This window comes from Streptomyces sp. NPDC051217, from assembly GCF_044455465.1.
Classification (GTDB): Bacteria; Actinomycetota; Actinomycetes; order Streptomycetales; family Streptomycetaceae; genus Streptomyces.
In genome coordinates, this window is sequence record NZ_JBITEV010000006.1 from 122,632 (window position 1) to 149,343 (window position 26,712).

The 26,712-nt window shown below is 71.9% G+C and carries 20 protein-coding genes; 6 read left to right on the forward strand and 14 right to left on the reverse strand.

The window, feature by feature from the left end:
- The first annotated feature begins 210 nt into the window (after positions 1-210).
- Positions 211-4,086, forward strand: coding sequence for a multifunctional oxoglutarate decarboxylase/oxoglutarate dehydrogenase thiamine pyrophosphate-binding subunit/dihydrolipoyllysine-residue succinyltransferase subunit (locus ACIBBB_RS16115; RefSeq protein WP_398982278.1), 3,876 nt, complete (start codon positions 211-213; stop codon positions 4,084-4,086).
- 82 nt (positions 4,087-4,168) lie between these two features.
- Here the strand turns inward: ACIBBB_RS16115 and fxsT are convergent, their stop codons facing one another.
- The 7 genes from fxsT to ACIBBB_RS16150 all read right to left on the reverse strand — a co-directional run bounded on the left by fxsT (position 4,169) and on the right by ACIBBB_RS16150 (position 16,198).
- Entirely contained in the window at positions 4,169-7,192 is a 3,024-nt protein-coding gene (gene fxsT, locus ACIBBB_RS16120) for an FxSxx-COOH system tetratricopeptide repeat protein (RefSeq protein WP_398982280.1), read from the reverse strand.
- 56 nt (positions 7,193-7,248) lie between these two features.
- The gene (locus tag ACIBBB_RS16125; RefSeq protein ID WP_398982282.1) at positions 7,249-8,541 is read right to left on the reverse strand and encodes an aKG-HExxH-type peptide beta-hydroxylase; all 1,293 of its coding nucleotides are present in this window, start codon (positions 8,539-8,541) and stop codon (positions 7,249-7,251) included.
- 52 nt (positions 8,542-8,593) lie between these two features.
- Entirely contained in the window at positions 8,594-8,785 is a 192-nt protein-coding gene (locus ACIBBB_RS16130; RefSeq protein ID WP_189105489.1) for a hypothetical protein, read from the reverse strand.
- Between the two features lie 357 nt (positions 8,786-9,142).
- On the reverse strand, positions 9,143-12,253 hold the full coding sequence (locus ACIBBB_RS16135) for an SAV_2336 N-terminal domain-related protein (protein ID WP_398982285.1): 3,111 nt from the start codon (positions 12,251-12,253) through the stop codon (positions 9,143-9,145).
- Between the two features lie 4 nt (positions 12,254-12,257).
- Positions 12,258-13,310, reverse strand: coding sequence for an AAA family ATPase (locus ACIBBB_RS16140; RefSeq protein WP_398982287.1), 1,053 nt, complete (start codon positions 13,308-13,310; stop codon positions 12,258-12,260).
- A gap of 112 nt (positions 13,311-13,422) precedes the next feature.
- The gene (locus tag ACIBBB_RS16145) at positions 13,423-15,465 is read right to left on the reverse strand and encodes a trypsin-like peptidase domain-containing protein (protein WP_398982289.1); all 2,043 of its coding nucleotides are present in this window, start codon (positions 15,463-15,465) and stop codon (positions 13,423-13,425) included.
- 154 nt (positions 15,466-15,619) lie between these two features.
- Complete coding sequence (locus ACIBBB_RS16150; RefSeq protein WP_398982291.1) at positions 15,620-16,198, reverse strand: CU044_2847 family protein; 579 nt, start codon at positions 16,196-16,198, stop codon at positions 15,620-15,622.
- Positions 16,199-16,276: 78 nt separating this feature from the next.
- Here ACIBBB_RS16150 and ACIBBB_RS16155 point away from each other — a divergent pair, with 78 nt between their 5' ends.
- From ACIBBB_RS16155 to ACIBBB_RS16170, 4 genes are all read left to right on the forward strand, one after another.
- Positions 16,277-16,456: a DUF6104 family protein gene (locus ACIBBB_RS16155; RefSeq protein WP_189105494.1), complete on the forward strand. Its 180-nt coding sequence runs from the start codon at positions 16,277-16,279 to the stop codon at positions 16,454-16,456.
- A gap of 138 nt (positions 16,457-16,594) precedes the next feature.
- On the forward strand, positions 16,595-17,569 hold the full coding sequence (locus ACIBBB_RS16160; protein ID WP_398982293.1) for a DUF4097 family beta strand repeat-containing protein: 975 nt from the start codon (positions 16,595-16,597) through the stop codon (positions 17,567-17,569).
- Between the two features lies 1 nt (position 17,570).
- Positions 17,571-18,536: a helix-turn-helix transcriptional regulator gene (locus ACIBBB_RS16165; RefSeq protein ID WP_398982295.1), complete on the forward strand. Its 966-nt coding sequence runs from the start codon at positions 17,571-17,573 to the stop codon at positions 18,534-18,536.
- Positions 18,537-18,647: 111 nt separating this feature from the next.
- Positions 18,648-18,944 (forward strand): hypothetical protein, encoded by a 297-nt coding sequence (locus tag ACIBBB_RS16170; protein WP_398982297.1) that lies wholly within the window; start codon positions 18,648-18,650, stop codon positions 18,942-18,944.
- A gap of 6 nt (positions 18,945-18,950) precedes the next feature.
- Here the strand turns inward: ACIBBB_RS16170 and ACIBBB_RS16175 are convergent, their stop codons facing one another.
- The 7 genes from ACIBBB_RS16175 to ACIBBB_RS16205 all read right to left on the reverse strand — a co-directional run bounded on the left by ACIBBB_RS16175 (position 18,951) and on the right by ACIBBB_RS16205 (position 25,209).
- Positions 18,951-19,520 carry a Clp protease N-terminal domain-containing protein gene (locus tag ACIBBB_RS16175; protein WP_398982299.1) on the reverse strand — a complete coding sequence of 190 codons (570 nt, stop codon included), beginning with the start codon at positions 19,518-19,520 and terminating at the stop codon, positions 18,951-18,953.
- Positions 19,520-19,729, reverse strand: coding sequence for a helix-turn-helix domain-containing protein (locus tag ACIBBB_RS16180; protein WP_069630502.1), 210 nt, complete (start codon positions 19,727-19,729; stop codon positions 19,520-19,522). The genes ACIBBB_RS16175 and ACIBBB_RS16180 overlap by 1 nt, the downstream gene beginning before the upstream one ends.
- Before the next feature lie 32 nt (positions 19,730-19,761).
- Positions 19,762-20,115 (reverse strand): hypothetical protein, encoded by a 354-nt coding sequence (locus ACIBBB_RS16185; protein ID WP_398982301.1) that lies wholly within the window; start codon positions 20,113-20,115, stop codon positions 19,762-19,764.
- A gap of 8 nt (positions 20,116-20,123) precedes the next feature.
- Positions 20,124-21,086 (reverse strand): zinc-binding dehydrogenase, encoded by a 963-nt coding sequence (locus tag ACIBBB_RS16190; RefSeq protein ID WP_398982303.1) that lies wholly within the window; start codon positions 21,084-21,086, stop codon positions 20,124-20,126.
- A 144-nt stretch (positions 21,087-21,230) separates the two neighbouring features.
- Positions 21,231-22,787: an alkaline phosphatase D family protein gene (locus ACIBBB_RS16195; RefSeq protein ID WP_398982305.1), complete on the reverse strand. Its 1,557-nt coding sequence runs from the start codon at positions 22,785-22,787 to the stop codon at positions 21,231-21,233.
- The gene (locus ACIBBB_RS16200; RefSeq protein WP_398982307.1) at positions 22,784-23,368 is read right to left on the reverse strand and encodes a phosphoesterase; all 585 of its coding nucleotides are present in this window, start codon (positions 23,366-23,368) and stop codon (positions 22,784-22,786) included. Before ACIBBB_RS16200 ends, ACIBBB_RS16195 begins: the two co-directional genes overlap by 4 nt.
- Before the next feature lie 587 nt (positions 23,369-23,955).
- Positions 23,956-25,209 (reverse strand): NADP-dependent malic enzyme, encoded by a 1,254-nt coding sequence (locus ACIBBB_RS16205; RefSeq protein WP_398982309.1) that lies wholly within the window; start codon positions 25,207-25,209, stop codon positions 23,956-23,958.
- Positions 25,210-25,735: 526 nt separating this feature from the next.
- On the opposite strand from ACIBBB_RS16205, the gene ACIBBB_RS16210 reads away from it, so the two are divergent.
- Positions 25,736-26,698, forward strand: coding sequence for an ABC transporter substrate-binding protein (locus tag ACIBBB_RS16210; RefSeq protein WP_398982311.1), 963 nt, complete (start codon positions 25,736-25,738; stop codon positions 26,696-26,698).
- Positions 26,699-26,712: the final 14 nt, after the last annotated feature.

Sequence of the window (26,712 nt, forward strand, 5' to 3'; positions counted from 1 at the left end):
GGCGCGGTGTGTCCACAGTTCCGAGGACAGCTCCAAGGACAGCCCCAAGGAAACCTGGCTTATTTCCCGCCAATTCCTGTGCCGAAACCCGCCTTCCGGTGTGACTTGCATGACGTTGCCCCCGCCCGGTCTGCTCCTCTCGGTCCGGTAGGCGTAGCCTTGATTCCCGCTGTCCATCACCTTGTGAAGCGGAAGAGGGCGGTTGCCGCCGTGTCGTCTCAGTCCCCCAGTAACTCAAGCGTCTCGACCGACCAAACGGGGCAGGACAAGAATCCTGCCGCCGCCTTCGGGCCCAACGAATGGCTCGTCGACGAGATCTACCAGCAGTACCTCCAGGACCCGAATTCGGTCGACCGTGCCTGGTGGGACTTCTTCGCCGACTACAAGCCGGGCAACACCGGTGCGGCGGACAAATCCCCGGAGCCTGCCGCGACATCCACCGCAGCCGCGGGGGCTGCGGTGAGCGCCGCACCGGCAGCGCCGCCCGCCGCCACCACCACCGCGACGGCTCCGGCCGCGCCGGCGAGGCCCGTGGCAGCGGCTCCCGCGCAGGCCCACGCCCCCAAGGCCGAGACCCAGGCGCCGGCCGCACCCGCGGCGCCCGCCAGGCCCGCCGCCGCGGCGCCCGCACCGGCGAAGGCGGCGCCCGCCGCCAAGCCCGCGGTCGCGGCCGAGCCGAAGGAAGAGCCGGCCGAGGAGCCCACGGGCCCCGAGTACGTCACGCTGCGCGGCCCGTCGGCCGCCGTCGCGAAGAACATGAACCTGTCGCTGGAGCTGCCCACGGCCACGTCCGTGCGCGCCGTCCCGGTGAAGCTGCTCTTCGACAACCGCATCGTCATCAACAACCATCTGAAGCGGGCGCGCGGCGGCAAGATCTCCTTCACGCACCTCATCGGATACGCGATGGTGCAGGCCATCAAGGCCATGCCGTCGATGAACTACTCCTTCACGCAGAAGGACGGCAAGCCCACCCTGGTCAAGCCGGAGCACATCAACTTCGGCCTGGCCATCGACCTGGTGAAGCCGAACGGCGACCGTCAACTCGTCGTCGCCGGCATCAAGAAGGCCGAGACGCTCAACTTCTTCGAGTTCTGGCAGGCGTACGAGGACATCGTCCGGCGCGCCCGCAGCAACAAGCTGACGATGGACGACTTCAGCGGCGTCACCGTCTCGCTGACCAACCCGGGCGGCCTCGGCACGGTCCACTCCGTGCCGCGTCTGATGCCCGGTCAGTCGGTCATCATGGGCGTCGGATCGATGGACTACCCGGCCGAGTTCCAGGGCACCTCGCAGGACACCCTGAACAAGCTGGGCATCTCCAAGGTCATGACGCTGACCTCAACGTACGACCACCGCGTCATCCAGGGCGCCGCCTCCGGCGAGTTCCTGCGGATCGTCAGTCAACTGCTGCTCGGCGAGAACGAGTTCTACGACGAGATCTTCCAGGCCCTGCGCATCCCCTACGAGCCGGTCCGCTGGCTCAAGGACATCGACGCCTCGCACGACGAGGACGTCACGAAGCCCGCGCGGGTCTTCGAGCTGATCCACTCCTACCGGGTGCGCGGCCATGTCATGGCCGACACCGACCCGTTGGAGTACCGCCAGCGCAAGCACCCCGACCTGGACATCACCGAGCACGGCCTCACCCTGTGGGACCTGGAGCGGGAGTTCGCGGTCGGCGGCTTCGCCGGCCAGTCGATGATGAAGCTGCGCGACATCCTGGGCGTGCTGCGCAACTCGTACTGCCGCACCACCGGCGTCGAGTTCATGCACATCCAGGACCCGAAGCAGCGCAAGTGGCTCCAGGACCGCATCGAGCGCTCCAACTCCAAGCCGGAGCGCGAGGAGCAGCTGCGGATCCTGCGCAGGCTCAACGCGGCCGAGGCGTTCGAGACGTTCCTCCAGACCAAGTACGTCGGCCAGAAGCGGTTCTCGCTGGAGGGCGGCGAGTCCGTCATCCCGCTGCTCGACGCGGTCATCGACTCGGCGGCCGAGTCGCGGCTCGACGAGGTCGTCATCGGCATGGCCCACCGCGGCCGGCTCAACGTCCTGGCGAACATCGTCGGCAAGTCGTACGCCCAGATCTTCCGCGAGTTCGAGGGCAACCTCGACCCGAAGTCGATGCACGGCTCCGGCGACGTGAAGTACCACCTGGGCGCCCAGGGCACCTTCACCGGTCTCGACGGCGAGCAGATCAAGGTGTCGCTGGCGGCGAACCCCTCGCACCTGGAGGCGGTCGACCCGGTCCTCGAAGGCATCGCGCGCGCCAAGCAGGACATCATCAACAAGGCGGGCACGGACTTCACCGTGCTTCCCGTCGCGCTCCACGGAGACGCGGCCTTCGCGGGCCAGGGTGTCGTCGCCGAGACGCTCAACATGTCGCAGCTGCGGGGCTACCGCACCGGCGGCACGGTGCATGTGGTGATCAACAACCAGGTCGGCTTCACCGCCGCCCCGGAGGCCTCGCGCTCCTCGATGTACGCGACGGACGTCGCGCGCATGATCGAGGCGCCGATCATCCACGTCAACGGTGACGACCCGGAGGCGTGCGTCCGGGTGGCGCGGCTCGCGTTCGAGTTCCGCCAGACGTTCAACAAGGACGTCGTGATCGACCTCATCTGCTACCGCCGTCGCGGTCACAACGAGGGCGACAACCCGCAGTTCACCAACCCGCAGATGGTCACCCTGATCGACAAGAAGCGCTCGGTGCGCAAGCTCTACACCGAGTCGCTGATCGGGCGCGGCGACATCACTCTGGAAGAGGCCGAGCAGGCGCTCCAGGACTTCCAGGGCCAGCTGGAGAAGGTGTTCGCCGAGGTCCGCGAGGCCACGTCGCACCCGGCTCCGGCCCATGTCCCGGACGCCCAGGCGGAGTTCCCCGTCGCGGTCACCACGGCCATCTCGCAGGAGGTCGTCAAGCGGATCGCCGAGTCCCAGGTCAACATCCCCGACTCCATCACGGTGCACCCGCGGCTCATGCCGCAGATGCAGCGCCGCGCGGCGTCCGTGGAGGACGGCACGATCGACTGGGGCACCGGCGAGACGCTCGCCATCGGCTCACTGCTGATGGAGGGCACCCCGGTCCGGCTGTCGGGCCAGGACACCCGCCGCGGCACGTTCGGCCAGCGCCACGCGGTGCTGGTGGACCAGGAGACCGGCGAGGACTACACCCCGCTGCTCTACCTGGCAGAGGACCAGGCCCGTTACAACGTCTACGACTCGCTGCTGAGCGAGTACGCGGCGATGGGCTTCGAGTACGGCTACTCGCTGGCCCGCCCGGAGTCGCTGGTCATGTGGGAGGCCCAGTTCGGCGACTTCGTCAACGGGGCGCAGACCGTCGTCGACGAGTTCATCTCATCGGCGGAGCAGAAGTGGGGCCAGACCTCGGGCGTCACGCTGCTGCTGCCGCACGGCTACGAGGGCCAGGGCCCGGACCACTCGTCCGCGCGCCCCGAGCGTTTCCTCCAGATGTGCGCGCAGAACAACATGACGGTCGCGATGCCGACCCTGCCGTCGAACTACTTCCACCTGCTGCGCTGGCAGGTCCACAACCCGCACCACAAGCCGCTGGTCGTCTTCACCCCGAAGCTGCTGCTGCGGCTGAAGGCGGCGACCTCGAAGATCGAGGAGTTCACCACCGGCGGCTTCCGCCCGGTGATCGGCGACTCGATGAGCGAGGCGGGATCGATCGATCCGGCGGCCGTCCGCAAGGTCGTCTTCTGCGCGGGCAAGGTCTACTACGACTTGGACGCCGAGCGGCAGAAGCGCGGTCTGACGGACACCGTGATCGTGCGGCTGGAGCGGCTGTACCCGCTGCCGGGCGCGGAGCTCCAGGCGGAGATCGCGAAGTACCCGAACGCCGAGAAGTACCTGTGGGCGCAGGAGGAGCCGGCGAACCAGGGCGCGTGGCCCTTCATCGCGCTCAACCTCATCGACCACCTGGACCTGGCGGTCGGCGCCGACGTCCCGCACGACGAGCGGCTGCGCCGGATCTCGCGGCCCGCGTCCTCGTCGCCGGCGGTCGGTTCCGCCAAGCGGCACCAGGCGGAGCAGGCGCAGCTGTGCGCCGAGGTGTTCGACGCCTGACCGGTCCGATGTAGGTACGTACGAGGGCCCGGCACCGCGCGGACGCGGTGCCGGGCCCTCGTACGTCGCCGACGCTTCTCGCTCAGCCCAGATAGGGCTCGAAGTCCCAGTAGGGCCGCACCCGTTGGCGCGCGGAGAGCGTGTGCTGGTGCTGCGCGCCCATGGTGCGCGTCAGCTTCTGGAGCGCGTCCTCCTCCACCTTCTCCGCCTCCTCGCGCTGCTGGAGCGCGCGCAGATCGGCCGCGAGGGCAGTCTGGCAGGAGAGCGTCATGGGATGGATGTCGCTGAGCGCCGTACGGGCGCGGCGCAGCGTGTCCCTGCTCAGCTCGGCTGCCTCCTCCAGACGCCCGCTCAGATTCCGCCCGCCGGACGCGTTCAGCGCGCAGCCCAGGGTCCACGGGTGGTCGTCGCCGAGCAGTGTGCGCAGACCGGTGAGCGCCTGCTCGAAGAGGACGAGCGCGCCGTCCCTGTTCCCCTCGGCCTGCATGAGGAGCCCGATGTTGGACTGCATGCCGGTCGGTACGGGGTGGGCCTGGCCGACCAGGGCGCGGTAGGTGTCCTCGGCCTCGGTGAGCAGGTCCCTCGCCTGGCCCAGGTCGCCGTGCACCCGGAGGTAGTTGCCGTAGTCGGTGACCAGCATCAGGTTGTTGTGGTGGCCCTTGCCGTACACGCGCTCGTGCCGCGCGAGCAGGTCGGCCATCACGGGACCGATGTCGTCGCCCTTGGCCCCGGCCCTGCGCCTGCACAGGACGAGGTTGTGCTGCGCCCACAGCGTCTGCGGGTGGTGTTCGCCGAGGACCTGGACATGGGTGCGCACGCCGAGCTCCTGTCGGGCCAGGGCGTCGTGGTAGCGGCCGAGGAGCCGCAGGTCGCGGGCGCAGGCGTTGACCGAGTGCAGGGTGTTGGAGTGCCGGGCGCGCAGGACGGCCTCGCGTTTGCGGAGCGTGTCGAGGTCGATCTCGTACGCCTTCTCGTACTGGCCGAGAAGCCGCAGGGACACGCCCAGGCTGTGCTGGGCCAGCAGTGTCGTCCACTCGTCGGGGCCCAGCAGTTCACGGCCGACGTCGACGAGGTCCCGCTGGAGCTGGTACGCCTCCGGGTAGCGGCCGAGGAACCGGAGGTCGGAGCTGAGCCCGGTGTTGGCCGTCATCAGCCTGATCGGGTCCGGCTCCGGCTGCGCCAGAAGGAGAGACAGGGCGGCGCTGTCCCTGTCGAACGCCTCGTGGAACCGGCCGCTGGCACGGAGAATCACCGTGGTCCGCGCGCTGAGCTCCAGCATCTCGGGGGCGTCGGGCGCGAACAGCTCGTCCCACTTGGCCCGGACCAGCCGGACGAGGTCCATGCCGACGGTGTACTCACCGCTGTTGTAGCAGTAGCGCAGGCTGTTCAGAACGAGCTGGACGGCGCGCGGGTCGGTGCTTTCCAGCACGCCCGAGAATTCGAGCTGCGGCAGGATCTCGGCGTACCGGGGCCACTGCCTGCTGTCGGACGGTTCACCGGGGTGGCTGCCGACGAGGACCTGGCGGACCACGGCGCGGTGGATCTCGCGGTCGTCGCTCGCGGTGAGCTGCCTGACGATGCCGTGCACGACGCGGTGCATGTGGACGGACTCCTGGCGGGGCCCGGTGTCGCGTCCCTCCGAGACGGAGGGGCTGCGTGAATCCTTGGTGATGACCGAGTAGTTGGCGAGGGTGTCCAGGGCGCGCGGCCAGTCGGGGGTGTCGTCGGCGATCCAGCGCAGCTGTTCGGGAAGGTCCCCCGGGGCCACGCCGCGGACCAGGCCGATGGGGATCCGCCCGGGGGCGAAGCAGGCGCACAGTTTGAGGAGTTCGAGCGCGCGCGGCTCGGAATCGCGGACCCGGTTGAAGAACATCGACCAGGACGTGAGCGAGGAGCTGGGGTAGTCGCCCAGCTCGGTCATGTCGTCCAGGGGGTTGATCTCCCCGCTGTGGACCTTTTCCAGGTACTCCGACACCGGCATCTGCCACTCACCGAGCAGCGCCGCCGCGTGGGCCATCTGGAGCGGCAGGTCCGCGAACTCGACAGCGACCTTGTCGGCGTCCTCCGCCGTGATGTGCGGGGCCCTGCGCATGAGATAGCCGGTCGATTCGGCACGCAGGAAGACGGGCACCTCCACGACCTCTCCCACGGTGCGCCAGCCGTGGTTGCGCGAGGTGATGAGCACATGGCCGGTGCCGCCGCGGGGCAGCATCGCGGTCGCCTCGTCCACGTCCTCCCAGCCGTCGAAGATCACCAGCCAGCGGCTGTGCGGATCACCGCGGCGCAGCGCGTCACGTACCGCGCGGATCCGCTCGCCGGGCTCGGAGCCGCTGCGCAGGCCGAGGGCCGGTGCCAGCTCGCCGAACCGGTCGCGCTGGGTGCCGCGCTGGTCCGAGTTGACCCACCACACGACGTCGTAGTCGGGGCTGAAGCGGTGGGCGTACTCGGCGGCGAGCTGGGTCTTGCCGATGCCCGACATGCCGACCAGCGCGCAGACCGCCGCGCCGGACTCGACGTCCGTGAGGGACTCCTGGACGCGGTTGAGCAGGTCGTCCCGGCCGGTGAAGCGCGCGTTACGGCGTGGCACCTCGCCCCAGACGGCGGGCGCGTCGCTGGGGTAGCGGGAGGGGGAGGGCACCGCGTCGGCGCGGGGCGCGGCCGGTTCGAGGGAGAGCCGTGTCAGCAGGCGCCGTTCGGCTTCCTGTTCGGCGATGCCCCACAGGTCGACCGGTTCGAGCACGGCGGTCGCGGGCAGCAGCGAGCGGTTGGTGAGATTGACGGCGGCGAACCGCTCGGCGTTGGCGGCGACGAAGCCGCGCAGCACGGCGTTCCACTCGCCCTCACGCCGCGGGCCCAGCTGGAAGAACCACTCGCTGAGCACCAGCAGGACCCGCCCTCTGGCCAGCAGCAGGTCGCCGAGCGCGTCCTCCAGGGACTCGTCGCGATCGGGGTCCCAGCGGTGCGACGTGACGCGGTGGCCGTGTGCTTCGAGCCGACGGGCGATCCAGGTGGCCCAGGGCCGGTGGTGGCCCGGGAAGGCGACCACGAAATGCTGTGACTCCTGATCGGGGCCGCCGTCCTCCGTCAGGTGCCGCTGAGCGACCATGCGCGCGTCTCCTCATTCATCGAGCTGCGCCATTCCCTGACGGCGCGTCTGAAAGATTACCGAACGTCACCGTCCCCGGACAGGGAATCGGACAGTGCGTACGGGCTACCGGGGCCCCCGCCGAGCGAGGTCAGGTGCTGTCCCATCGACACGGTGAACCGCTCTCCGTGCTCGTTGAGTTGATGGCTGTTGAGCAGGATGGGGAGCGCGTCGGCGACCTGGGCGCGGTACTCCTCGCGACGCGCGCGGGCCGCGCGTCGGGCGGCGGGCCCGGCGCCGGGGCGCTCGGCGACGCGCGACCAGAGGTCGGCGAGGGCGAGATGCGCGTAGGTCCCCTGGAGCACACCGTCGAAGGGGCGCGGGTCCTCGCGCCACGCGACGTGGTGGACGGCCGAGCCGTCGGCGTGGTGCAGCGCGACGAGGTCGGTGAGAACGGCCAGCTTGCTGTGGGCGAGCTCGTGCACGAGCACCTCCGCGAACCGCCGGGCGGTGTCGGGCAGCGCGGTGTGTACGGCCCAGGGGGCCGCCCTGAGGGTGCGGCTGGAGGCGCCTTCGCCGGCCGGCTCCATCGGGACCAAGGACCGCACGAGCCCGGTGACTTCGGCGGCGCGCCAGGGGTCCGCGGCCTGGAGAAGGGTGACGGCGGCGCGCCAGCGGCCGAGCCAGGCGGCCCGTTCGGGACGCGGCCGTACGTCCGGGGCGTCGGAGACGTCCGGGGGCGCGGTGTGCCCGGTGCCGAGGTCGTCGAGCCGGCCGGCGCTGCCGGGCAGTACGGCCAGGGAGGCCCAGCCCGCCCCCGCTCCTCGGCCGTCGGGCCGCAGCAGCACGGAACGGGCGGGGTGTCCCACCGGGGTGAGCAGCGTGCCGTGCGGGCCGGTGCGGATCCGTACGTGGGAGGCGCGGGCGTCATGGACGCCGATGCCGGGCAGGACGAGCCGTCCGCCCGCCGTGGGGAGCACCGTGCCGAGCCGGGCTCCGGTGCGCAGCGCCGTACCGACGGCGATGCCGCCGAGAGGGTGCAGGGCGGCGGTGAGGCCGTCCGGTCCGGGTGCGTTGAGGGCGTCCACGATCCAGCCGCCGACGGCGGGGTAGTCGAGGAGCCGGCGGGCGGCGGCCGGTGTGGGCGACTCGGCCCGCTCCAGGAGGCGCCAGTCCCGGTCGAACGCGGCACGGGCGGCCGGAGCCAGGTCTTCCCGTCCGACGCGGGCGAGGAGAGCTTTGAACAGGACCAGCCGGCGGCTGTGCAGTGCGGCGTGCAGCAGGTCGATGTCGTGAGGCCGCTGGCGGGTGGCGGCGATCCGCACCAGGGTGGCGGGCGGGACATGGAAGGCCCCGGGAGCCGCGGCCATTACCTCCGCTCCGCGGCGAGACTGACCGAATCCCGCCGCCCCGTCGGCCGGTTCACGGCGAATCGCCCCACGAGTCGGTGAACGAGCCCGGGCAGCGGAGCACGTCCTCGACGGCCGCCGTCAGCGCCTCGTCGTCCAGCCCCTGGAGAGTCCGCAGGTCGACACCGGTGAGATCGGGGAGCACGGGGCTCCCCGGAATCCCACCCGTCTGCTCAGCGGATCCGGGCACACGTTGCTCCAGCACGCTCTGCTCCTCCCCGATGCCCCCGAGGGCGTGTGGTGAAAGTCCCGCCTTGCGATCGCACACACCAGACGCCCGGTGAGCACCGCTCTGCGGGGCGGACGGCGCCACGTTCACGGCACGCCGTGGGAGGCGCCGCCGCGTGGGTTCTACTTCCCGAGGCCCACGATTCGGAAACCCGTTCGCCACACAGGGAGTTGGGGTTCCGGCCGGAGCACGTAACTTCGGGGACACGTCATGGGGAGCGCATGCCGGGCGCGTAGAGGCATGAACCGGTCGCGCACGCACATGGTCCTCAGACCTGGGCATGGTCCTGAGACGTGGGCCACACCACGCGCCCGGCACTCGGTCCCCGGCGCCTCAGCCTTCCAGCGCCTCCGCCCGCTCGCGGGTCGCCCGTACCTCGTCCTCCGGGGCCGGAGTGCCCTGCTCCGCCAGTCGGCGCCAGTGGCTCTGGGCCGTCCGGTAGTCGGCCCCGGCCGCGAAGGGGCGGGCCATCCGCTCGTACAGTTCACCGCGGCCGTGCAGGGCGCGGGCCGCCGTGAGCGAGGGCGATTCGGTGGTCTCGCGCAGCGCCCGCCCGTAGGCCGACTCCGCGGAGGCGAAGTGCGACTCCGGGTCCGGCAGATCCAGCCGCGCGCCCGCCAGCGCCAGCCAGGCGCGGGCCCGTGCGGACGCGTCGGCCGCGCGGCGGGCCGCGAGCTCCAGCAGGTGGCAGCCCTCGTAGACGTCGGGCAGGAAGCCGCTGCCCGCGCTGTCGCCGCGGTAGCGGTCCAGCAGAGCCGTACCGAGCAGCAGATGCAGGTGCCAGCGGAGCGGGGCCGCGGAGGAGACGTTCGTGAGGGCCTCGCGCAGGATGCCCTCGGCGCGGTCGGGGCGGCGCGTCTCCGTGAGCAGCATCTCGCCCCATTCGGCGAGGAGTTCGCACCGCACGTGGCTGTCGCGCGGTGCGCTGCGCTCGGCCTGCCGGTACGCGGTCGCCGCCGCCTCCCAGTCCCGCGCCTCCCGGTGGATCCGCGCCCGCTCACGCCGGGCGCGCAGCAGCAGCGGAGCGCTGTCCTCGGCGGCCGACTCGGCCTCGTCCGTCAGGGCGAGGAGTTCGCCCGTGTCCTGGTCCCGCGTCAGCCGCAGGGCGGACACGAGGTCGAGGAGTGCGCCGGCGCGGCGATGGGGCGGTGCCTCCAGCTCGTCCAACAGGGCGAGCGCGGACCGCAGTTCACGTACCGACGCGGTGGCGGGCTCGTCCCGTTCGGTCTCCGTCCTCGCGAGGTCGAGCAGGGCCCGGCCCATCCGCAGCCGGCGCGCCGTCTGTGTGGCGAGATCTCCCGCGCCGTGGACCTCGGCCAGCCCGGCCACCGCCGCGCGCAGCCACCGCGTGTCACCGTCCTGGCGCCACAGTTCGTGCCGGACGTCCGCGCGGGCGACCGCCGTCGCCGGCTCCTCCCCGACGAGCAGCCGCTCGGCCCGTACCAGCAGCCGGTGCGCCTCGTCGGGATCACGGCGCGCCTCCGCCGTGTTGGCGCGGGCGAACAGCACCCGCCCCAGCAGATGGCGTGAGCGTTCGTCGCCGTCGGCGGCCAGCGCCGCCTCGGCGAGCGCCTGCGCGTCGAAGAGCATCTGCCGGTCGCGCCGGTCACGCCACAGCCCGAGCAGCCGCTCCACCTCGTCCAGCCTGCCGGGCACCGGCCGTACGGGCTTGTACCAGCGCACCACCCGCGCGGGGACCTGTGCGAACAGCTCCTCGTCGGCCTGCGGCCCGCCGTCGGGGTCCTCCGGCACGCTCGCCTCGCCGGCCTCCAGCCCCTGGAGGCGGGCGACGGCCAGTGCCGGGAAGTTGCGCATGCCCTTGCCGAAGCGCCGGGTGACGTACTCCGACAGGTACTTGAGGACCAGTTCGGCGGCGCCCCGGTCGAGCATCTCCAGCAGCAGCTCACGTACGCCGGGCGCGAAGTCGTAGCGCGGTCCGGGCACGCCGGCGGTGTCGGGCAGCCGCTCCAGCAGTCCGCCGAGAAGCACCTCGGCCAGCTGCATGGGGCCGGTGTCCGGGAGGAGCGCCTCCTGTACGAGCTGCATGACCGGCAGATAGAGCGGTACGGCAGCCAGATGCACGGCCAGTTCGAGCGCGCCGGGCGACGCGCCGGAGCGGAAGTCGCGCAGCCGCGCCTGCGGGGTGCGCGCCCCGCCGTACGGTCCCGACGCGGGCTGCGCCGGGTGCTGCGGCAGCACCCAGCCCGCCGCGCCGCGCATCGTACGGGTGCCGGTGCCGCCGAGCAGCTGGGCCCAGCCGCCGAGGACCCGGTCGGTCGGCAGCAGGACGGGCACGGGGCGCGCGCCGGCGGGCGGCGCCTCGCGGCCGTGTCTCTCGTCGGCGACGAACCGCATGCCGCGCCCCACGCCGGGCTCGTGCACGAGCGTCCCGGGATCGGCGGGCAGCGCCGTACGGTCCCACAGGCGCGGCGGCAGTGGCTGGACGACGGCGATCTGGGAGGACTCGGCCCAGCGGTACAGCAGCCGCTGGGCGCCGCCTGACTGCCACAGCGGTCCCACACAGTCGCTGATGACGAGGGTGAGCCGGCGCCCGGTGATGTCGCGGTGCTGGTCGGCGGGGCGCAGCCGGGTGTGGTGCGGGTCGGGTCCGGTACCGGCCATCGCGGAGCCGTCAGGCCCCTGGTGCAGGTAGTGCACCTGGACGTCGCGGAAGGCGCCGAGCCGTTCGCAGGCCTGCCGGAGCCGCTCCAGGGTCAGTTGCCACACGGACGTGGTCGGGGAGGCGTCCATCAGGAGCTGGATCTCGGCCTCCCGGTGCGCGGCCGGGCGGCGTACGGGATGCAGGAAGCCGTCGGCGGCGCTGCGTTCGGCGGTCGCCTCCTCGTCCAGTTCCGGACCGAGGACCGGGGGGACGGGCGGGCGGTAGCCGCGCAGCGGTCGCAGCGAGCGTTGCAGGCCGAGCAGGCCGGAGAGGGCCCCGGTGGCGGGGGCCCGTATCGGGAACGACCGGGTCGGGACGGCGTCGGCGCCGGACGGCGCGTAGATCGAGAGGGGCGCGGTGTGCTCGGAGCTGCGGGGCGGGGGCTCGGGCCGGGGCCCGGGGTCTTCGGCGGGCGGCCGCACGGCCGTGTCGGGTCCGGTCTGCCGGGTGGTCGGTGGTTCATGATGCCCCGGACGATCCCCTGTCCGCGCCCGCGGAGCCGTCAGACGCGCCAGCCAGACGGCCTCGGCCAGCTCTCTGGCCGATACGTCGCGGCCCGCCGCGCGCAGCCGGCCGACGAGCTCCGCCAGCCCGGCCGCCCCGGCGGACGTCCGGGTGCCCGGAGAAGCGCCCGGCGGGGCACCCGTAGAGGCGCCCGGCGGGGCGCCGGAGGGGTCGCCCGGGTGCCCGGCCGGCGACCGCACCGTCCCGTGGTCCGGCTGCCCCTGTTCACCGGGGGGCGGGCGTGGCGTGGCACCGGGGGGCGGGTCGGGGATGGTCACGCCATCACCTCGGACGGTCGAGAGGGCGGAGCAGCATCTCGGCGAGCCTGTTGCGGGTGACCTGTTCGGCGTCGGCGGCCCTCTGGGTCACATACAGCGCGTTCAGCAGCTGGTCGGTGGCGACGACCTCGCCGGGCTCGCGCTGGAGGAACCGCTCGATCAGCTCGGCGCCCTCCTCCAGGGCCTCCTCGCCCAGATGCGCCGCGACCATCGCGGCGAGCTGTTTCTCGCCGGGCGGTTTGAGGTCGAGCTGGATACAGCGGCGCAACAGGGCCGCGGGGAAGTCCCGTTCGCCGTTGGAGGTGAGGATGATGAAGGGGAACGCCGTGCACCGGACCCGGCCGCCCACCACGGTCACCGGCGTCCCGTCGTCGCTGAGGACGTCGGTCGTGGGCTCCCGCTCGGCGCGCCGCTCCAGCTCACGGATGGTGAACTCGCCCTCCTCCAGGACGTTCAGGAGGTCGTTCGGCAGGTCGATGTCGCTCTTGTCGAACTCGTCGATGAGCAGCACCCGGGGCAGTCCGTCGGGCGAGGGGAGCAGCGCCGTACCGAGCGGGCCGAGCCTGATGTACGAGCCGATGGGTGGCTGCGCCACCGCGTCGCCGGAGACCGCCCGGTCGAGCTGCACGTCCTGGAGCCGGCCGATGGCGTCGTAGTGGTAGAGGCCGTCCTGGAGGGTGGTGCGGCTGACGATCGGCCAGCGCAGCACGCGGCCGAGCCGCAGTTCGTGGGCGACGGCGTGGGCGAGCGTCGACTTGCCGGTGCCGGGAGTGCCGGTGACAAGCAGCGGACGGCGCAGCTGGAGCGCGGCGTTGACGGCCTCGACCTCTTCGGGGCGCGGGTGGAACGACTCCACGAGGCGGCGTTTGACGCCCAGTCGGCGGGCGTTGTCCACCTCTTCGTTGTCCGCCCCGTCCCCCGTACCGTCCGTGCCGTTCCGGCCGTCGGCGCCGTCGGGGCTCCGCGCGGTGAACTCGCGCCAGGGAGGCGGATCGGGTAATTGCCGCGCACCGTCGTGCGGCAGTCCCGCTCCTCGGTAGATGCGCCAGTCGCTCACTGTGGGCTCCTCATCGATGTCAGCCCGGCGTGCGCCCGGCATCCTGGACGTCCGTACCCCGCTTGGCCGCTCATACCCCCTTCGCAGCAGGTCACTTGGGGGCAGCTGTCTGTCATAGGGGCGGGGCGTGCAGAGGTTCGTCGGGAAGCGCCGGCCTGTGGGGTGGATCGTAGATGAGGACGATGTGCCGTGCCCAGGCTGCGTCGTGATCGGCCCGGCCGGCCTGTCCGGGGTCGGCGCTGAGGTTGCGCAGCACCCGTACGCGTTCGCGCAGCGCGCTGCCGGTAGGTGCCTCACGCACCAACTGGGCGGCCCTGCGGTAGAACTCGGCGCAGTCGTCGTGCCCGTCCTCGGCGGCACGGCGGCACAGCACGGCGACATGGCCGGCGTGGAAGGCACGGGTGAGGACACGGGAGCCGCGCCCGGTGGCCGTACTCGCGCAGTACACCGGCAGGGATACGCCCGCGACGCCCGCCGTGCTCACCGACAGGCGCGCGTACGCCGCCTCCTCGCCCTCCGGTGCGCCGGCCGTGTGCCCCCAGTCCGGTACGTCCAGACAGAGCGGAACGGCCTCCAGCGGCCCGTGGTCGGCGGCGCGTCTGCCGCGGTTCCACTCCGGGGTCACGCCGTCGCGCCGGCGCAACTGGTCGCGCAGGGCGACGACTCGGCGCCGTCCGATCGGGAGCGTGTGCACGCTGGGCGGTTCGTCGGCGCCCGGCAGCCGGGAGCGCCATTCGTCGACGGGCTCGTCGAAGAGCGCGCGGGGCAGCAGGAAGTCGACGGCCGCGACGTACTGTCCGGCGTCGGCGCGTGCCAGCGCCTCGCTCAGACCCTGGCGTACGGCGGCCTCCAGCCCGGTGCGCGGGACGCCCTCCTCGTCGTACCGGACGGTGGTCGTGCCGCCGTCGGGGTCCAGCAGCTGCACGCGCCAGGGGTGGGTGCCGTAGACCTCCGGCTCGATGACGACGAGTACGTCGTCGTGGGCCGCGTCGCCGGGGACGGCGACCGCGCCGCCGTCCGCTCCGTCGCCGGCCCCGTCGCCACCGGCGAGAAGCGCCAGGCTCTCCTCGCGGATCACGTCGGTCTCCAGGGCGTTGGCGGCCGTCTCCACCCAGTGGCGGAGCTTCTTGGCGGCCGCGGTGTCGTGGCGCGCGCGCAGGGTGCCGTACACCATCGCCGCGTACAGGACGACGGCTTCCTGTTCGAGATCCCGTCCCGCGAGGGCGCCTTCGGTGTGCTCGCGCGGGTCGTAGAGCAGGCCCGAGCCCTCGCGCCAGCTGCGCGGGTCGTTGGACTCGATGCGCTGCGGGCTGCGCAGCAGGCGCCGGCTCGCGCCGTTGACCAGGTGCAGCACCTGGCCGGGGCCCGACGGCGGTTCGACGTCGGCGAAGAGCCCGTACAGCTGGGTGCGCGCCTGCGGGGTGAAGCTGTGCGGCTGGCCCTGCGTCACCGCGAGGCGGGTGTGCAGCCGGGGCCAGCTCTCGCCGGAGCCCTCGAAGCGCCGCAGATGGTGCCGGTCGTGGGCGCCGACGACCTCCGTCCAGAGGGATTCGGCGCCCTGGTCGCAGAGCGTGCGCAGCGCGGTGACGGACTCGGCGCGGCCGATGGTGGCGTCGCCCTGGCCCTTGCCCTTGATGACTCCGATGACCGATCCGTGCCGGGTGTCGATGACGGGGCCGCCCGAACAGCCGTGCAGCACGAGGCCGTTCTGGAGCCACATCGGGTTTCTGCGGCGTCCGCCGGTGGCCATCGCCGTCGTGGAGAGGAACTCCTCGCCGCCGTGCGCCCCCGACGGCTGCGCCCAGCCGTACAGCTCGACCTCGGCGGGTGTCGGCGCCGAACGGTCGCTGAGCCAGAGGCAGTCGGCGAAGTCCGCGCCCGGCACCCGCACGAGCGCGAGGTCGTGACCGGTGAGGACATGGGCGATCTCGCCCTCGAAGCGCTCGTCCTCGTAGGTGGTGACCGTGACTGGGCCCCCTGGCTCCCGCTCCATCGCACCCACCCTCTTGTCCACGACATGCGCGCAGGTCACGACCCATTCGGGGGCGACGAAGAAACCGCTGCCCCGGAATCCGGCACTGTCTCCGTCATACCCGTCGGCGGACCGGCCGATGCGGACGACTCCCCGGCTCACGGGGTCTTCGAGGGAGCTCATGCGTCAACACACGGGGAGTACGAGGGCGTTGGAAGGGCGCGCGCCGGTACGCCTCGTTCCGGAACAGCACGTTCTCCCCTGCCGAGCGATCCGCAGACCTGAGCGTCTTTCATCCGCACCCCGTTCCCCCGAAGTTGAGGCAAGTGGGACGAGGCTAACCGGATGATCCCGAAGTGGGGAGTGGTTCCGGTCCCGGCGAGCCCCCCGGCCGGGGCGGGCCGGCCGGGGCGGGGGGCGCCGGCGGGGCGCCGGGGGGCGGGGGGACGGGCGGTGGGGCCACGGGTGGCGGGACCACGGGCGGTCGGGGCACGGGTGGGCCGTCGGGAGCGGGGGGCACCGGTGGGCCGTCCGCCGCAGCGGCCGCCGGCGGTGGTCCGGAGGCGGCCGGCTCACGGCCCGGCTGCCAGGTGAGGGTGACGGAGATGGACGCCTTGGCCTCCCCGTCCGCCAGGACGGCCGCCACCGCCGCGCCCGGCTTCATCGCCAGCTCGATGCCGAACGTGGCACTGACCTCGCTCGGTCCCGCCGCCCGCGCCGCGTCCATCACGGTCGCGCCGACGGCCGCGATCACGTCGTTGACGCGGGTCACGCCCGCGCGGAGCCGGTCGACGGCTCCGACGTCGTCGAACGCCGAATCGTCCGGGCCCAGCACACTGACCCTGGCGAGAATGATCTGCCCACCGGGCAGGACCACCTCCTGTACGTCATGGCCGCCTCGTATGTCGCGGTCCACCGCCACCCCTCCCCCGCTCGCTCCACACCGATGTGTTCGGGATACCTCCCCTCCCCACCAGGTAGTTACGCTGTTCGCATGTACTTCACCGATCGCGGGATCGAGGAACTGGAAAAGCGGCGCGGCGAGGAGGAAGTGACCTTCGAGTGGCTGGCCGAGCAGCTGCGTACGTTCGTCGATCTCAACCCGGACTTCGAGGTTCCGGTCGAACGCCTGGCGACCTGGCTGGCGCGCCTGGACGACGACGAGGACGACTGACGACGCCGCCACCCCGCCACCTCCCCACCGCGAGCAGAGGCATCGCGATAGGTCTTGACTTCCCTTATCCACGATATATCGTGTCGAGGAAGAGACGCGATATGTTGCGTCGTGGCCGGCCCCAGGGGAGTCAGCACCATGGCAGAGTCGACGTGGGAAGTCAGCGAGCCGAAGAAGCTGACGTTCGACGACCCCGTGACGGCGCTCAGCGTGCGCATCGCGAACGGCACCGTCAATGTCGTCGGCATCGACGAGACCGTACTGGCCGAGCAGGGCGGTGCGCGTCTGGAGATCTCCGAGATCCAGGGCCCGCCCCTGATCGTGACCCGCACGGGCAGCACGCTCACCATCGCCTACCAGGACCTGCCCTGGCAGAACTTCCTCAGCTGGCTCGACCCCAAGGGCCACCGGCGCCGCGCAGTCGTCTCCCTCACGGTCCCGGCGACGGCGAGCGTCGAGGTCGGGGTCGTCGGGGCGGGCGCCGTGATCTCCGGGATCAAGGGGCGCACGGACGTACGCGGCGTGAACGGGGACACCACACTCGTCCGTCTCTCCGGCCGGGTCCGCGCGGAGACCGTCGCCGGGAACGTCGAGGCCCAGGCCGTCACCGGCGACCTCCGCTTCAACTCGGTCTCCGGCGATCTGACCGTCGTGGACTGCGGAGGATCCTCCGTACGGGCCGACACCGTCAGCGGCGACATGGCCATCGACCTGGAGTCCGCCGGGAAACCCACCGACATCAAGGTCAACACGGTCTCGGGCGAGGTCGCCATCAGGCTGCCTCACCCGGCGGACGCGACGGTCGAGGCGAACACGGCGAGCGGTTCGGTCTCCAACGCGTTCGACGATCTGCGCGTCGGCGGACACTGGGGCTCGAAGAAGATCACCGGCACGCTCGGGTCGGGTACGGGGCAGCTCAGGGCGGTGACGGTGTCCGGCTCGATCGCCCTCCTGCGCAGGCCACCGGCGGAGGACCCGTACGACGCGGGCCCTCCGGCACCGGCGGGTCCCCCGCCGACGGACACCGCACCCACGGACACCGCGCCCGTGGACGCCGCACCCCTGGACGTCGTCGCCGACCACGCGACGCCGGCCGACAAGAAGGAGCTCTGACATGGCCCCGGTCTTCGCCCACGGCCGCCTCCGCCTCTACCTGCTCAAGCTGCTCGACGAGGCGCCGCGCCACGGCTACGAGGTGATCCGGCTGCTGGAGGAGCGCTTCCAGGGCCTGTACGCGCCCTCCGCCGGCACGGTCTACCCGCGGCTGTCCAAACTGGAGGCCGAGGGCCTGGTCACGCACGCCACCGAGGGCGGCCGCAAGGTCTACTCGATCACCGAGGCGGGCCGCGAGGAGTTGGCGGGCCGCAGCGGTGAACTGGCCGACCTGGAGCTGGAGATCCGCGAGTCCGTCTCCGAACTCGCGGCGGAGATCCGCGACGACGTACGGGGCGCGGCGGGCCAGCTGCGCAACGAGATGCGCGCGGCGGCGGCGTCCGCGTCGGCGGGCACGCCGAGCGGCGGCGCCTCCGACTGGGAGAACGCGCCCGGGGACGGCGAGTCCTGGCGCGCGGCGAAGGAGGAGCTGCGCCGCGCGAAGCAGGAGTGGAAGGAACAGGCCCGCCGCGCGAAGGACGAGTCCCGCCGGGCGCGTGAGGACGCCCAGCAGGCCCGCCGCCAGGCGAAGGAGGCACAGGAGACGGCCCGCCAGGAGATGCTGCGCATCGCCAAACAGGTCCAGGACCAGGTCCAGGGCCACTTCTCGCGGGGCGACTGGCCGACGGGTGTACGGGAGGGCCTGTCCGAACTGTCGACGCAGCTCGGCGGCCTGGCGAAGGGCTCCGCGTGGCCCCCGTACGTCAAACCGGACGCGGCGGACACCGACCCCGCCTGGGCCGAGGACACACCCCCGACCGGCAACCCGGCCCGCGACCTGGACCGCCTGCTCGACCGCTTCCGCGACGACGTCCGCGACGCGGCCCGCGACCACGGAGTGACGGAGGCCCAACTCACAGAGGCCCGCCGCCACTTGTCGACGGCAGCGGCCCACATCGGGGCGCTGCTGCGAAAGCCCCCGGCGTAAGGGGTGACCGCCGCACCCGCCCCCGGGGCGGGTGCGCCTGCGCCGCCCGGGTAGGTCTCGGCCGGTGTCCGGGGGCCGCTCCGGGGGCCGGGGCCGTGAAAGACTCCATACGTGCCCACCTGGATAACAGCGCGCCGTCTGGGCGCCACCGCCGTCCTGTACGCCGTCTTCGTCGGCGGCTGGTATCTCGGCCAGCCGCTGCCCGGCGTGGGGTGTGACACCCCCGAACCGGTGATCGCGGCCGAAGGACCCGACACGTTCACGGAGCCCGGCCAGTTCACCAAGGGGATCGCCACGTTGACACAGAAGGCCGTCACCGCCGAGGTCATCGACACCGCCATCATCGTGACGTGTGACGGGACGCCCCGGGCCAGGCTGGTGGCCTGGGTGACCGGCGACTGGCGCTGAGGCCGGTCAGCCGGAACCCGCCGGACGGGAACCCTCCCCGAACAGCGCCCGCTCCACAGCCCCGTACGTCCCCCCGTGGTCCGCGAGCACGTCCGACACCACCCCCGGCCGCGCCGTCAGCGCCAGCAGGATGTGGCCGTCGGTGATCTCCTTGTCGCCGCGCCCCAGCGCGACCCGCAAGGACTGTTCCAGCGTCTTCTTCGCGGCGGGCGTGAACTTCCGGTGGGACGTCCAGCCCCGCTTCACCGTCCCGCCGACCCCCATCGCGCCCGCGCCGTGCGCCTCCTCGACCTTCGAGACGATCTGCCCGACGTCGATCCCGATCTCGGCGAGCGCCGCCGCGTCGGCGGACGACATGCCGCCCCGCCGGCGCGCGTCCGCCAGCCCCGCCTCCACGGAGGCGCGTTGGTCCAGGATGCCGAGCGAGGCGAAGGCGAACGCCGACCGTGTCCCCTCCGAGTCCAGCAGCGCGAGCAGCATGTGCTCGTCGGTGACCTGGGGCGACGCCGTGCGTTCGGCCTGGGCGACGGCGCCCGTCACCACGGCCCGCGCACCCTTCGTGAACCGTTCGAACATCACTGCCTCCCGTACTTCTTGTGTACCGCCTGCCTGCTGACACCGAGCTGGGCCGCGATCTCCTGCCACGACCAGCCCTGGTTGCGTGCGCTGCGCACCTGGACGGCTTCGAGCTGTTCGAGCAGCCGCCGCAGCGCGGCGACCGCTCGCAGCCCGACGCGGGGATCGCGGTCGCCCGCCCGTTCGGCGAGATCCGTTGCATCGGTCATGCCTGTCAATTTACGTTGACAAGTGGACCCTGTCAACCAAGATTGACATCTCGGCCGCGCAGCCGCCGCGCCCAGCGCCGCAGTACGGAACGGCGGCGGGCAGGGGGCCGGGTGCGCGAACGCCCGGACGGACCAAAGCCGTTGGCCGCCCGGTGGTCCGGATCGTCGGGCGAGGGCAGCGGGATCTGCCGCTCGGCCCGCGCCCGGATCTCGTAGTGCGCCTCGTGCGCGGTCACCCGGAACGCCTCGTCGTACGAGGCCATGGCCGCGGTGATGGCCGCGCCCGCGCTGCCCCGTCTCCTGACGAGCAGTGCGAGCCACCCGAAGAAGCCCATGACCACCGCGAGGCAGCCGACGACCATCAGCAACGGCAGCAGTGCGGTCACGCCCCCCCTCAGCGGGTCAGCACGATCTTGCCGAACAGATCGCCCTCGGTCATCCGCTCGAAGCCCTCGCGCGCGCGGTCCAGGGGCAGAACGGTGTCGATCACCGGGCGGATGCCCGTGGTCGTACAGAAGGACAGCAGGTCCTCCAGTTCGTCCTTGGTGCCCATCGTCGAGCCGACGATCCTCAGCTCCAGGAAGAAGATCCGGGTCAGCTCGGCATGCGAGGGCCGGTCGCCGCTGGTGGCGCCGGAGATCACCAGCGTGCCGCCGGGCCGCAGGGACTTGACCGAGTGCGACCAGGTCGCGGCGCCGACCGTCTCCAGGACGGCGTCCACACGGTGCGGCAGCCGCGCGCCGGGCTCGAACGCCTCCGTGGCGCCCAGTTCGACGGCGCGCTTGCGCTTCGCCTCGTCGCGGCTGGTGGCGTACACGCGCATCCCGGCGGCCTTCCCGAGGACGATCGCGGCGGTCGCGACACCGCCGCCCGCGCCCTGCACGAGGACGGAGTCCCCGGGCCGTACACCGGCGTTGGTGAACAGCATCCGGTACGCGGTCAGCCAGGCGGTCGGCAGACAGGCGGCCTCTTCGAAGCTCAGCCCGGCGGGCTTGGGCAGCAGATTCCAGGTGGGGACGGAGACCTGCTCGGCGAAGGTGCCCTGGTGGCGCTCGGTGAGGATCGAGCGGGGCTCCCGGGGGCCGACGCCGTGGCCGGTCTGTCCGATGACGGAGTGGATGACGACCTCGTTGCCCTCCTCGTCGATCCCGGCGGCGTCGCAGCCGAGGATCATGGGCAGCCGGTCCTCCGTGATCCCGACCCCGCGCAGGGTCCAGAGGTCGTGGTGGTTGAGCGAGGCGGCTTTCACGGTCACGGTGGACCAGCCGGGGCGTGGCTCGGGAGCCGGGCGGTCCCCCAGCTCAAGGCCGTTGATGGGCTGGTCGCGGTCGATGCGGGCTGCGTAGGCGGCGAACATGACCTCGACCCTAGACGAGTCGGTCCGAAGTCGCGTCTGCCAGGAGGCGACTTCGGACCGGCCCGGCCGGCGGAGGCGGGACGCGCGGAACCACGCGTGTGAGGCGGGTCCCGCCTCCGGCTCAGGGCCGCGGGGACGTGGCGGTCAGTCCCTGCGGTACTGCGCGGGCGACGACTTCGTCGCCGGGTCCTCGTACGCGCCCGCCGTGCCCCGGTCCACATGGAAGGTGGTCAGGGTGGAGACGGGAGAGGCCGGGTCGCGGCGGTCGTCGATGACCCGCATATGGGTGGTGAACCGTTCCGGCGTGACCTCGTACACGTCATAGCCGTATCGGTTGCCCTCGAAGTACTGGAGGTGCGGGTTGGCCGCGCCCATCAGCGGACCGTTGGTGGCGTTCCACTGCGAGTCGTACGCGCCGGAGGTGACCGAGTGCGCGGTGAACTCCGTTCCTACGACGGGCGATTCGGTGTTGTCGTAGTCCGGCCGGATGTCGTCGACGAACGCGGAGTGCCAGTCGCCGGTGAGGACCACGAGGTCTTCGAGGCCACTGGTACGTACGTGCTCCAGCACCTCCTTGCGCTCGCCGAGGAAGCCGTCCCACTGGTCGGTGAACATGAAGCCGCCACCGGGGCGGCCTCGCAGCTGACTGAGCATGATCGAGTTGGCCCAGATGTGCCAGCTGTCGGGCGCGCGGTCGACGGTCTTCTTCAGCCAGGCCTTCTGGTCGGCGCCCAGGATGGTGCCGTCGGGGAGGTTCTGCGCGGAGCGGTACTGCCGCAGGTCGAGCACGGCCAGCTCCAGCAGGTCGCCCCAGCGGCGCACGCGATGGATGTCGATGTCCGGCAGCACGGACTCGCCGGCGCCGCGGTGGGGCTGGTGCTCGTACCACGCCTGGTACGCCGCGGCCCGGCGCCGCATGAACGGGGCGCCGCCGCCCGTACCGCTGTAGTCGTTGGAGACCTCGTGGTCGTCCCAGGTGAGGAACCACGGGTGGGCGGCGTGTGCCTCGCGCAGCGACGGATCGCCCTTGTAGAGGGCGTGGCGTACCCGGTAGTCCCGCAGCGTGAGGATCTCCGGGCCGTTGTGGTCACGGATGTCGCTGCCCTCGGGGCCGTACTCGTATATGTAGTCACCGAGGTGGATGACGAAGTCCAGGTCCTCGCGCGCGATCCCGCGCAGCGCGGCGTAGTGGCCGGACGGGTAGCTCTGACAGTTGGCGGTGGCGAAGCGGGCGGATCGGACGTGGCCGGCGGGGGCGGTACGGGTCCTGCCCAGGCGGCTGGTCCTGCCGAGCGCGGTGAAGGCGTAGTAGTACGTACGGCCGGGGCGCAGACCGCCCACCGGCACGTGCACGCTGTGCGCGAGGGTCGCGGACCCGGGGACGGTGCCGCGCGCGACGACGCGGCGCAGACCGCGGTCCTCGGCGACGACCCAGCGGACGTCGACGACCTCGGCGAGCTTCTGCTCGCCCGGCTCGGCGAACGGCTCGGGCGCGAGGCGTGTCCAGAGCACGACGCTGGTGGGCTGCGGGTCGCCGGACCCGACACCGAGCGTGAACGGCGCCTTGTCGTACGTCGATCCGAGCGCCTCGGCGGCCTCGCGCGCCTGCGCGGGCGAGAGTCCGGCGGTCAGGGGCCAGACCACGTTGAGCGCGCCCGCGGCGCCGGCGGCCTTGAGCAGATCACGTCTGTTGAGAGTCACGAGTGCCTTCCCGAAGCGGTCAGCCGGAGTGAGATCGCGTCCGCGTAGCCGTCGTTCGACGTGCCCGCGCCACTGCGCGTGAAGGACAGCTGTACGTGGGCGGACCGGGCGCCCGGCGGTACGGCGGCCTCGGCGCTGCGCTCCAACAGGGCGGTGACGTTGCCGCGTTCGGCGGCGCTGACGGGGCCGAGGACGGAGAGCGCGAGGGGGTTCCCTGCACGGTCCCGGAACTCGACTGACAGCCTGACCCCGTCCTCCTGCCCGGCGTACCCACCGAGCCAGCCGCTCAGCACGTACCGGACGCGCCCGGCGTCGACGGCGCGGTGCCCGGTGGCTCCGCCGGCGGGAAGGGCCGTCTCCTGGACCAGTGTGGTGAGGGGACTGTTCCCGCCGGAAAAGAACCGCCGCCCGGCCGAGCCGCCGCCGGGTCCGGGATCGGCGGGCGTGGGATACCCGCCGCCGACGTCGTACCCGACGAGCGCGGGCGCCCCCTTCCGCACCCCCCAGCCGACAACACTCCCGACGGGCTCGGCGGTGCCGCCCGGCCCCTTCTCGGCGTCACCGTTGACAAGCAGATTCACTAGCGCCTCCTGGTTGGGAATCGACGGCGCGAGGATCTCAGCAGGCGCGGGTGAATGGGTGGGGTTGGTTGGGTTGCGGTTTTCGGTGGGGGGTGAGGTCCGGTTTGCGACCTGGGTCGCGGCCCGAGTTGCGGCTGTCGGCCGACGGGCGGGGGTGGGGGACCCGCACGAGCCACCCCGCGCATGTCCCACGGCTGCGCGTGCCGACTACCGTCGTCGGCCCGCCGGGTGCACGCGGCGACTGATGCCCGTGGGCGATCACAGCCCACCTACCTTGAGAACGGGACAGGCGTCGGGGTCCAGGTCTGACGCATCGGTCCGGACGGGGTCGCCGCCATCGGGAGGTTGTCACCCGGCCGGCCCGCGCGTCGGAAGGGGACGCGCAGGGGGCGTGGTCGGACCTCGGGTCCAACAAACCCTGCACGCGCCGTGAGTCACGCCGTCCGGGCATGACCCCGGAGCGGCACCCGGGCACCGGCCGCAGCCGCTTCCAGCCCGGCCGGCTATTGAGGCCGAACCCGACCCGCGGGGCCGCCCCCGACGGGAGGCGGCCCTAGGGCTGTCCGGCGGGACTTCGCGGACACGCCCTAGCGGCGCGCGACCCCCTCCGCCCGCGCCGCCGCCGCGACCGCCGACGTCACCGCCGGGGCCACCCGCTCGTCGAACGGGGACGGGATCACGTAGTCCGCCGACAGTTCGTCGCCGACCACGTCCGCCAGTGCGTTCGCCGCCGCGATCTTCATGCCCTCCGTGATGCGTGACGCCCGCACCTGGAGCGCGCCCGCGAAGATCCCGGGGAACGCCAGCACGTTGTTGATCTGGTTCGGGTAGTCGCTGCGCCCCGTCGCCACCACCGCCGCGTACTGGTGCGCGATGTCCGGGTGGACCTCCGGGTTCGGGTTGGCCATGGCGAAGACGAACGCCCCGGGGGCCATCGACGCGATCGCCGGCTCCGGGACCGTACCGCCGGAGACGCCGATGAAGACGTCCGCGCCCGAGAGCGCGGCCTCCAGCGAGCCCGAGAGGCCCCCGTGGTTCGTGATCTCGGCCAGCTCGCGCTTGACGTCGGTCAGGTCGTCGCGGTCGGGGCTGACGATGCCCTTGCGGTCGGCGACCGACACGTCGCCGATCCCCGCCGCCAGCAGGAACTTCGCGATGGCGACCCCCGCCGCCCCCGCCCCGGAGATGACGGCGCGCAGTTCACCGAGCGTGCGCCCGGTGAGCTTCGCCGCGTTCCGCAGGGCGGCCAGCGTCACGACGGCCGTGCCGTGCTGGTCGTCGTGGAAGACGGGGATGTCGAGCCGCTCCTGGAGCCGGCGCTCGATCTCGAAGCAGCGGGGCGCCGAGATGTCCTCCAGGTTGACCCCGCCGAAGGACGGCGCGAGCCGCACGACGGTGTCGATGATCTCGTCGGTGTCGGTCGTGGCCAGCGCCAGCGGCACCGCGTCGACACCGCCGAACTGCTTGAAGAGGATCGCCTTCCCCTCCATCACGGGGAGCGACGCCTCCGGGCCGATGTCGCCGAGGCCGAGGACCGCGGTCCCGTCGGTCACGACGGCGACGACCTGCGACTTCCAGGTGTAGTCGTGGACCAGTTCCGGGTTCTCCGCGATCGCCGTGCACACCTTGGCGACGCCCGGCGTGTACGCGAGGGACAGGTCGTCCTTGTCCCGGACGGGCACGGTGGCCTGGATGGCCATCTTCCCGCCGCGGTGCAGCGCGAAGGCCGGATCGAAGGGCTCGTCCGTGGTGTCGTCGGCGACGCCGTCACCGACGACGTCCCGGACGCCTTCGCTCTCGCTCTCGCTCTCGCTGCGAGGATTCACGATCTCCGCTGCCATGTTCTTGACCCCTTAAGTCTCTTCATCAGTTGAGGGTGTCCACTCCTGGGTTACGGAGGGGTGGGCGGGCACCGCGTACATGACCTGTTATCGGCGGTTGGAACGCCGGACAGGAGGAGGTACATACGCGCCGGGCGCACCGCACACGCGCCCTGAGCCCCGGATGAGGGGTGTCGGTGTCCTTCATACCGGACGGGCCGGACGTCCACGACTCCTTCTACAAGCGGTGACATGACTCATAGCGGAGTTTCAAGACAGATCCGCCGCACGACACGAAACCGCCTGGAGGGGCGGGACGGGCCGGAGATTGTCCGGCCGGAAGAAGGCACTCCAGTAGATGATCCGGTCTTGATCTGCCGGTCTGCCGGTACACGGGGGTCACCCGTTATCCGATTTTGACATGACGGGGCCCCTGAACGGCCCAGTCCGAATGGCAAGATGCCCTAATCAATCACACACGGTCGTGACACTCGATGACGCGTGCCCACCGCGTGGTAATTCCCTCGTCCGCCGGAGGATCCTCATCATGACCGCCAGCTTCACCAGTCGTACCACCGCCGGGAAGTCCCGGATCGCCGCGGTCGGCGCGATCGCGGTCGCCGGCGCGTTGCTGCTGACCGCCTGTGGCGACCAGACCGACGGCGACAAGAAGGACCCCGCCGCCTCCACGAAGAGCGCGCCGCTCGCCGATCAGCTGCCGAAGGCGATCGCGGACAAGGGCGTCATCAAGGTGGGTTCCGACATCGCGTACCCGCCGGTCGAGTTCAAGGACGACTCCGGCAAGACCGTCGGTATCGACCCGGACATCGCCGACGCGCTCGGCAAGCAGCTCGGTGTGAAGTTCGAGTTCGAGAACGGCACGTTCGACACACTGCTCACGGGTCTGCGCTCCAAGCGCTACGACATAGCCATGTCTGCCATGACCGACACCAAGGCCCGCCAGGACGGCGTGGACTCCGAGACCGGCAAGAAGGTCGGCGAGGGCGTCGACTTCGTCGACTACTTCACCGCCGGTGTCTCGATCTACACCAAGAAGGGCGACGACAAGGGCATCGCGGCCTGGTCGGACCTCTGCGGCAAGAAGATGGTCGTCCAGCGCGGCACGGTCTCGCACGACCTGGCCAAGGCCGAGTCGACGAAGTGCACGGACGGCGGCAAGAAGGCCATCGGGATCCAGGCGTTCGACAACGACCAGCTGGCCCAGACGCGGCTGCGCGCCGGCGGCGCCGACGCCGGTTCGTCGGACTTCCCGGTCGCGGCCTACGCGGTGAAGACCTCGGGCGGCGGCAACGACTTCCAGCTCGTCGGCGAGCAGATCGAGGCCGCCCCGTACGGCATCGCGGTCGCCAAGGGCAACGACGACCTGAGCAAGGCGCTGAAGGCCGCGCTCGACGCGATCATCGCCAACGGTGAGTACGACAAGATCATCGCGAAGTGGGGCGTCGAGGCAGGCGCGGTCAAGGAAGCCACGATCAACGCCGGCACCTGATCGCACCCGGCTCC

Excerpts from the sequence above, each read along its gene's own strand:
- fxsT (WP_398982280.1), bottom strand. The coding sequence starts at position 7,192 with ATGGTCGCTCAGCGGCACCTGACGGAGGACGGCGGCCCCGATCAGGAG.
- ACIBBB_RS16125 (WP_398982282.1), bottom strand. The coding sequence starts at position 8,541 with ATGGCCGCGGCTCCCGGGGCCTTCCATGTCCCGCCCGCCACCCTGGTG.
- ACIBBB_RS16145 (WP_398982289.1), bottom strand. The coding sequence starts at position 15,465 with ATGAGCTCCCTCGAAGACCCCGTGAGCCGGGGAGTCGTCCGCATCGGC.
- ACIBBB_RS16155 (WP_189105494.1), top strand. The coding sequence starts at position 16,277 with ATGTACTTCACCGATCGCGGGATCGAGGAACTGGAAAAGCGGCGCGGC.
- ACIBBB_RS16160 (WP_398982293.1), top strand. The coding sequence starts at position 16,595 with ATGGCAGAGTCGACGTGGGAAGTCAGCGAGCCGAAGAAGCTGACGTTC.
- ACIBBB_RS16165 (WP_398982295.1), top strand. The coding sequence starts at position 17,571 with ATGGCCCCGGTCTTCGCCCACGGCCGCCTCCGCCTCTACCTGCTCAAG.
- ACIBBB_RS16175 (WP_398982299.1), bottom strand. The coding sequence starts at position 19,520 with ATGTTCGAACGGTTCACGAAGGGTGCGCGGGCCGTGGTGACGGGCGCC.
- ACIBBB_RS16180 (WP_069630502.1), bottom strand. The coding sequence starts at position 19,729 with ATGACCGATGCAACGGATCTCGCCGAACGGGCGGGCGACCGCGATCCC.
- ACIBBB_RS16190 (WP_398982303.1), bottom strand. The coding sequence starts at position 21,086 with ATGTTCGCCGCCTACGCAGCCCGCATCGACCGCGACCAGCCCATCAAC.
- ACIBBB_RS16205 (WP_398982309.1), bottom strand. The coding sequence starts at position 25,209 with ATGGCAGCGGAGATCGTGAATCCTCGCAGCGAGAGCGAGAGCGAGAGC.
- ACIBBB_RS16210 (WP_398982311.1), top strand. The coding sequence starts at position 25,736 with ATGACCGCCAGCTTCACCAGTCGTACCACCGCCGGGAAGTCCCGGATC.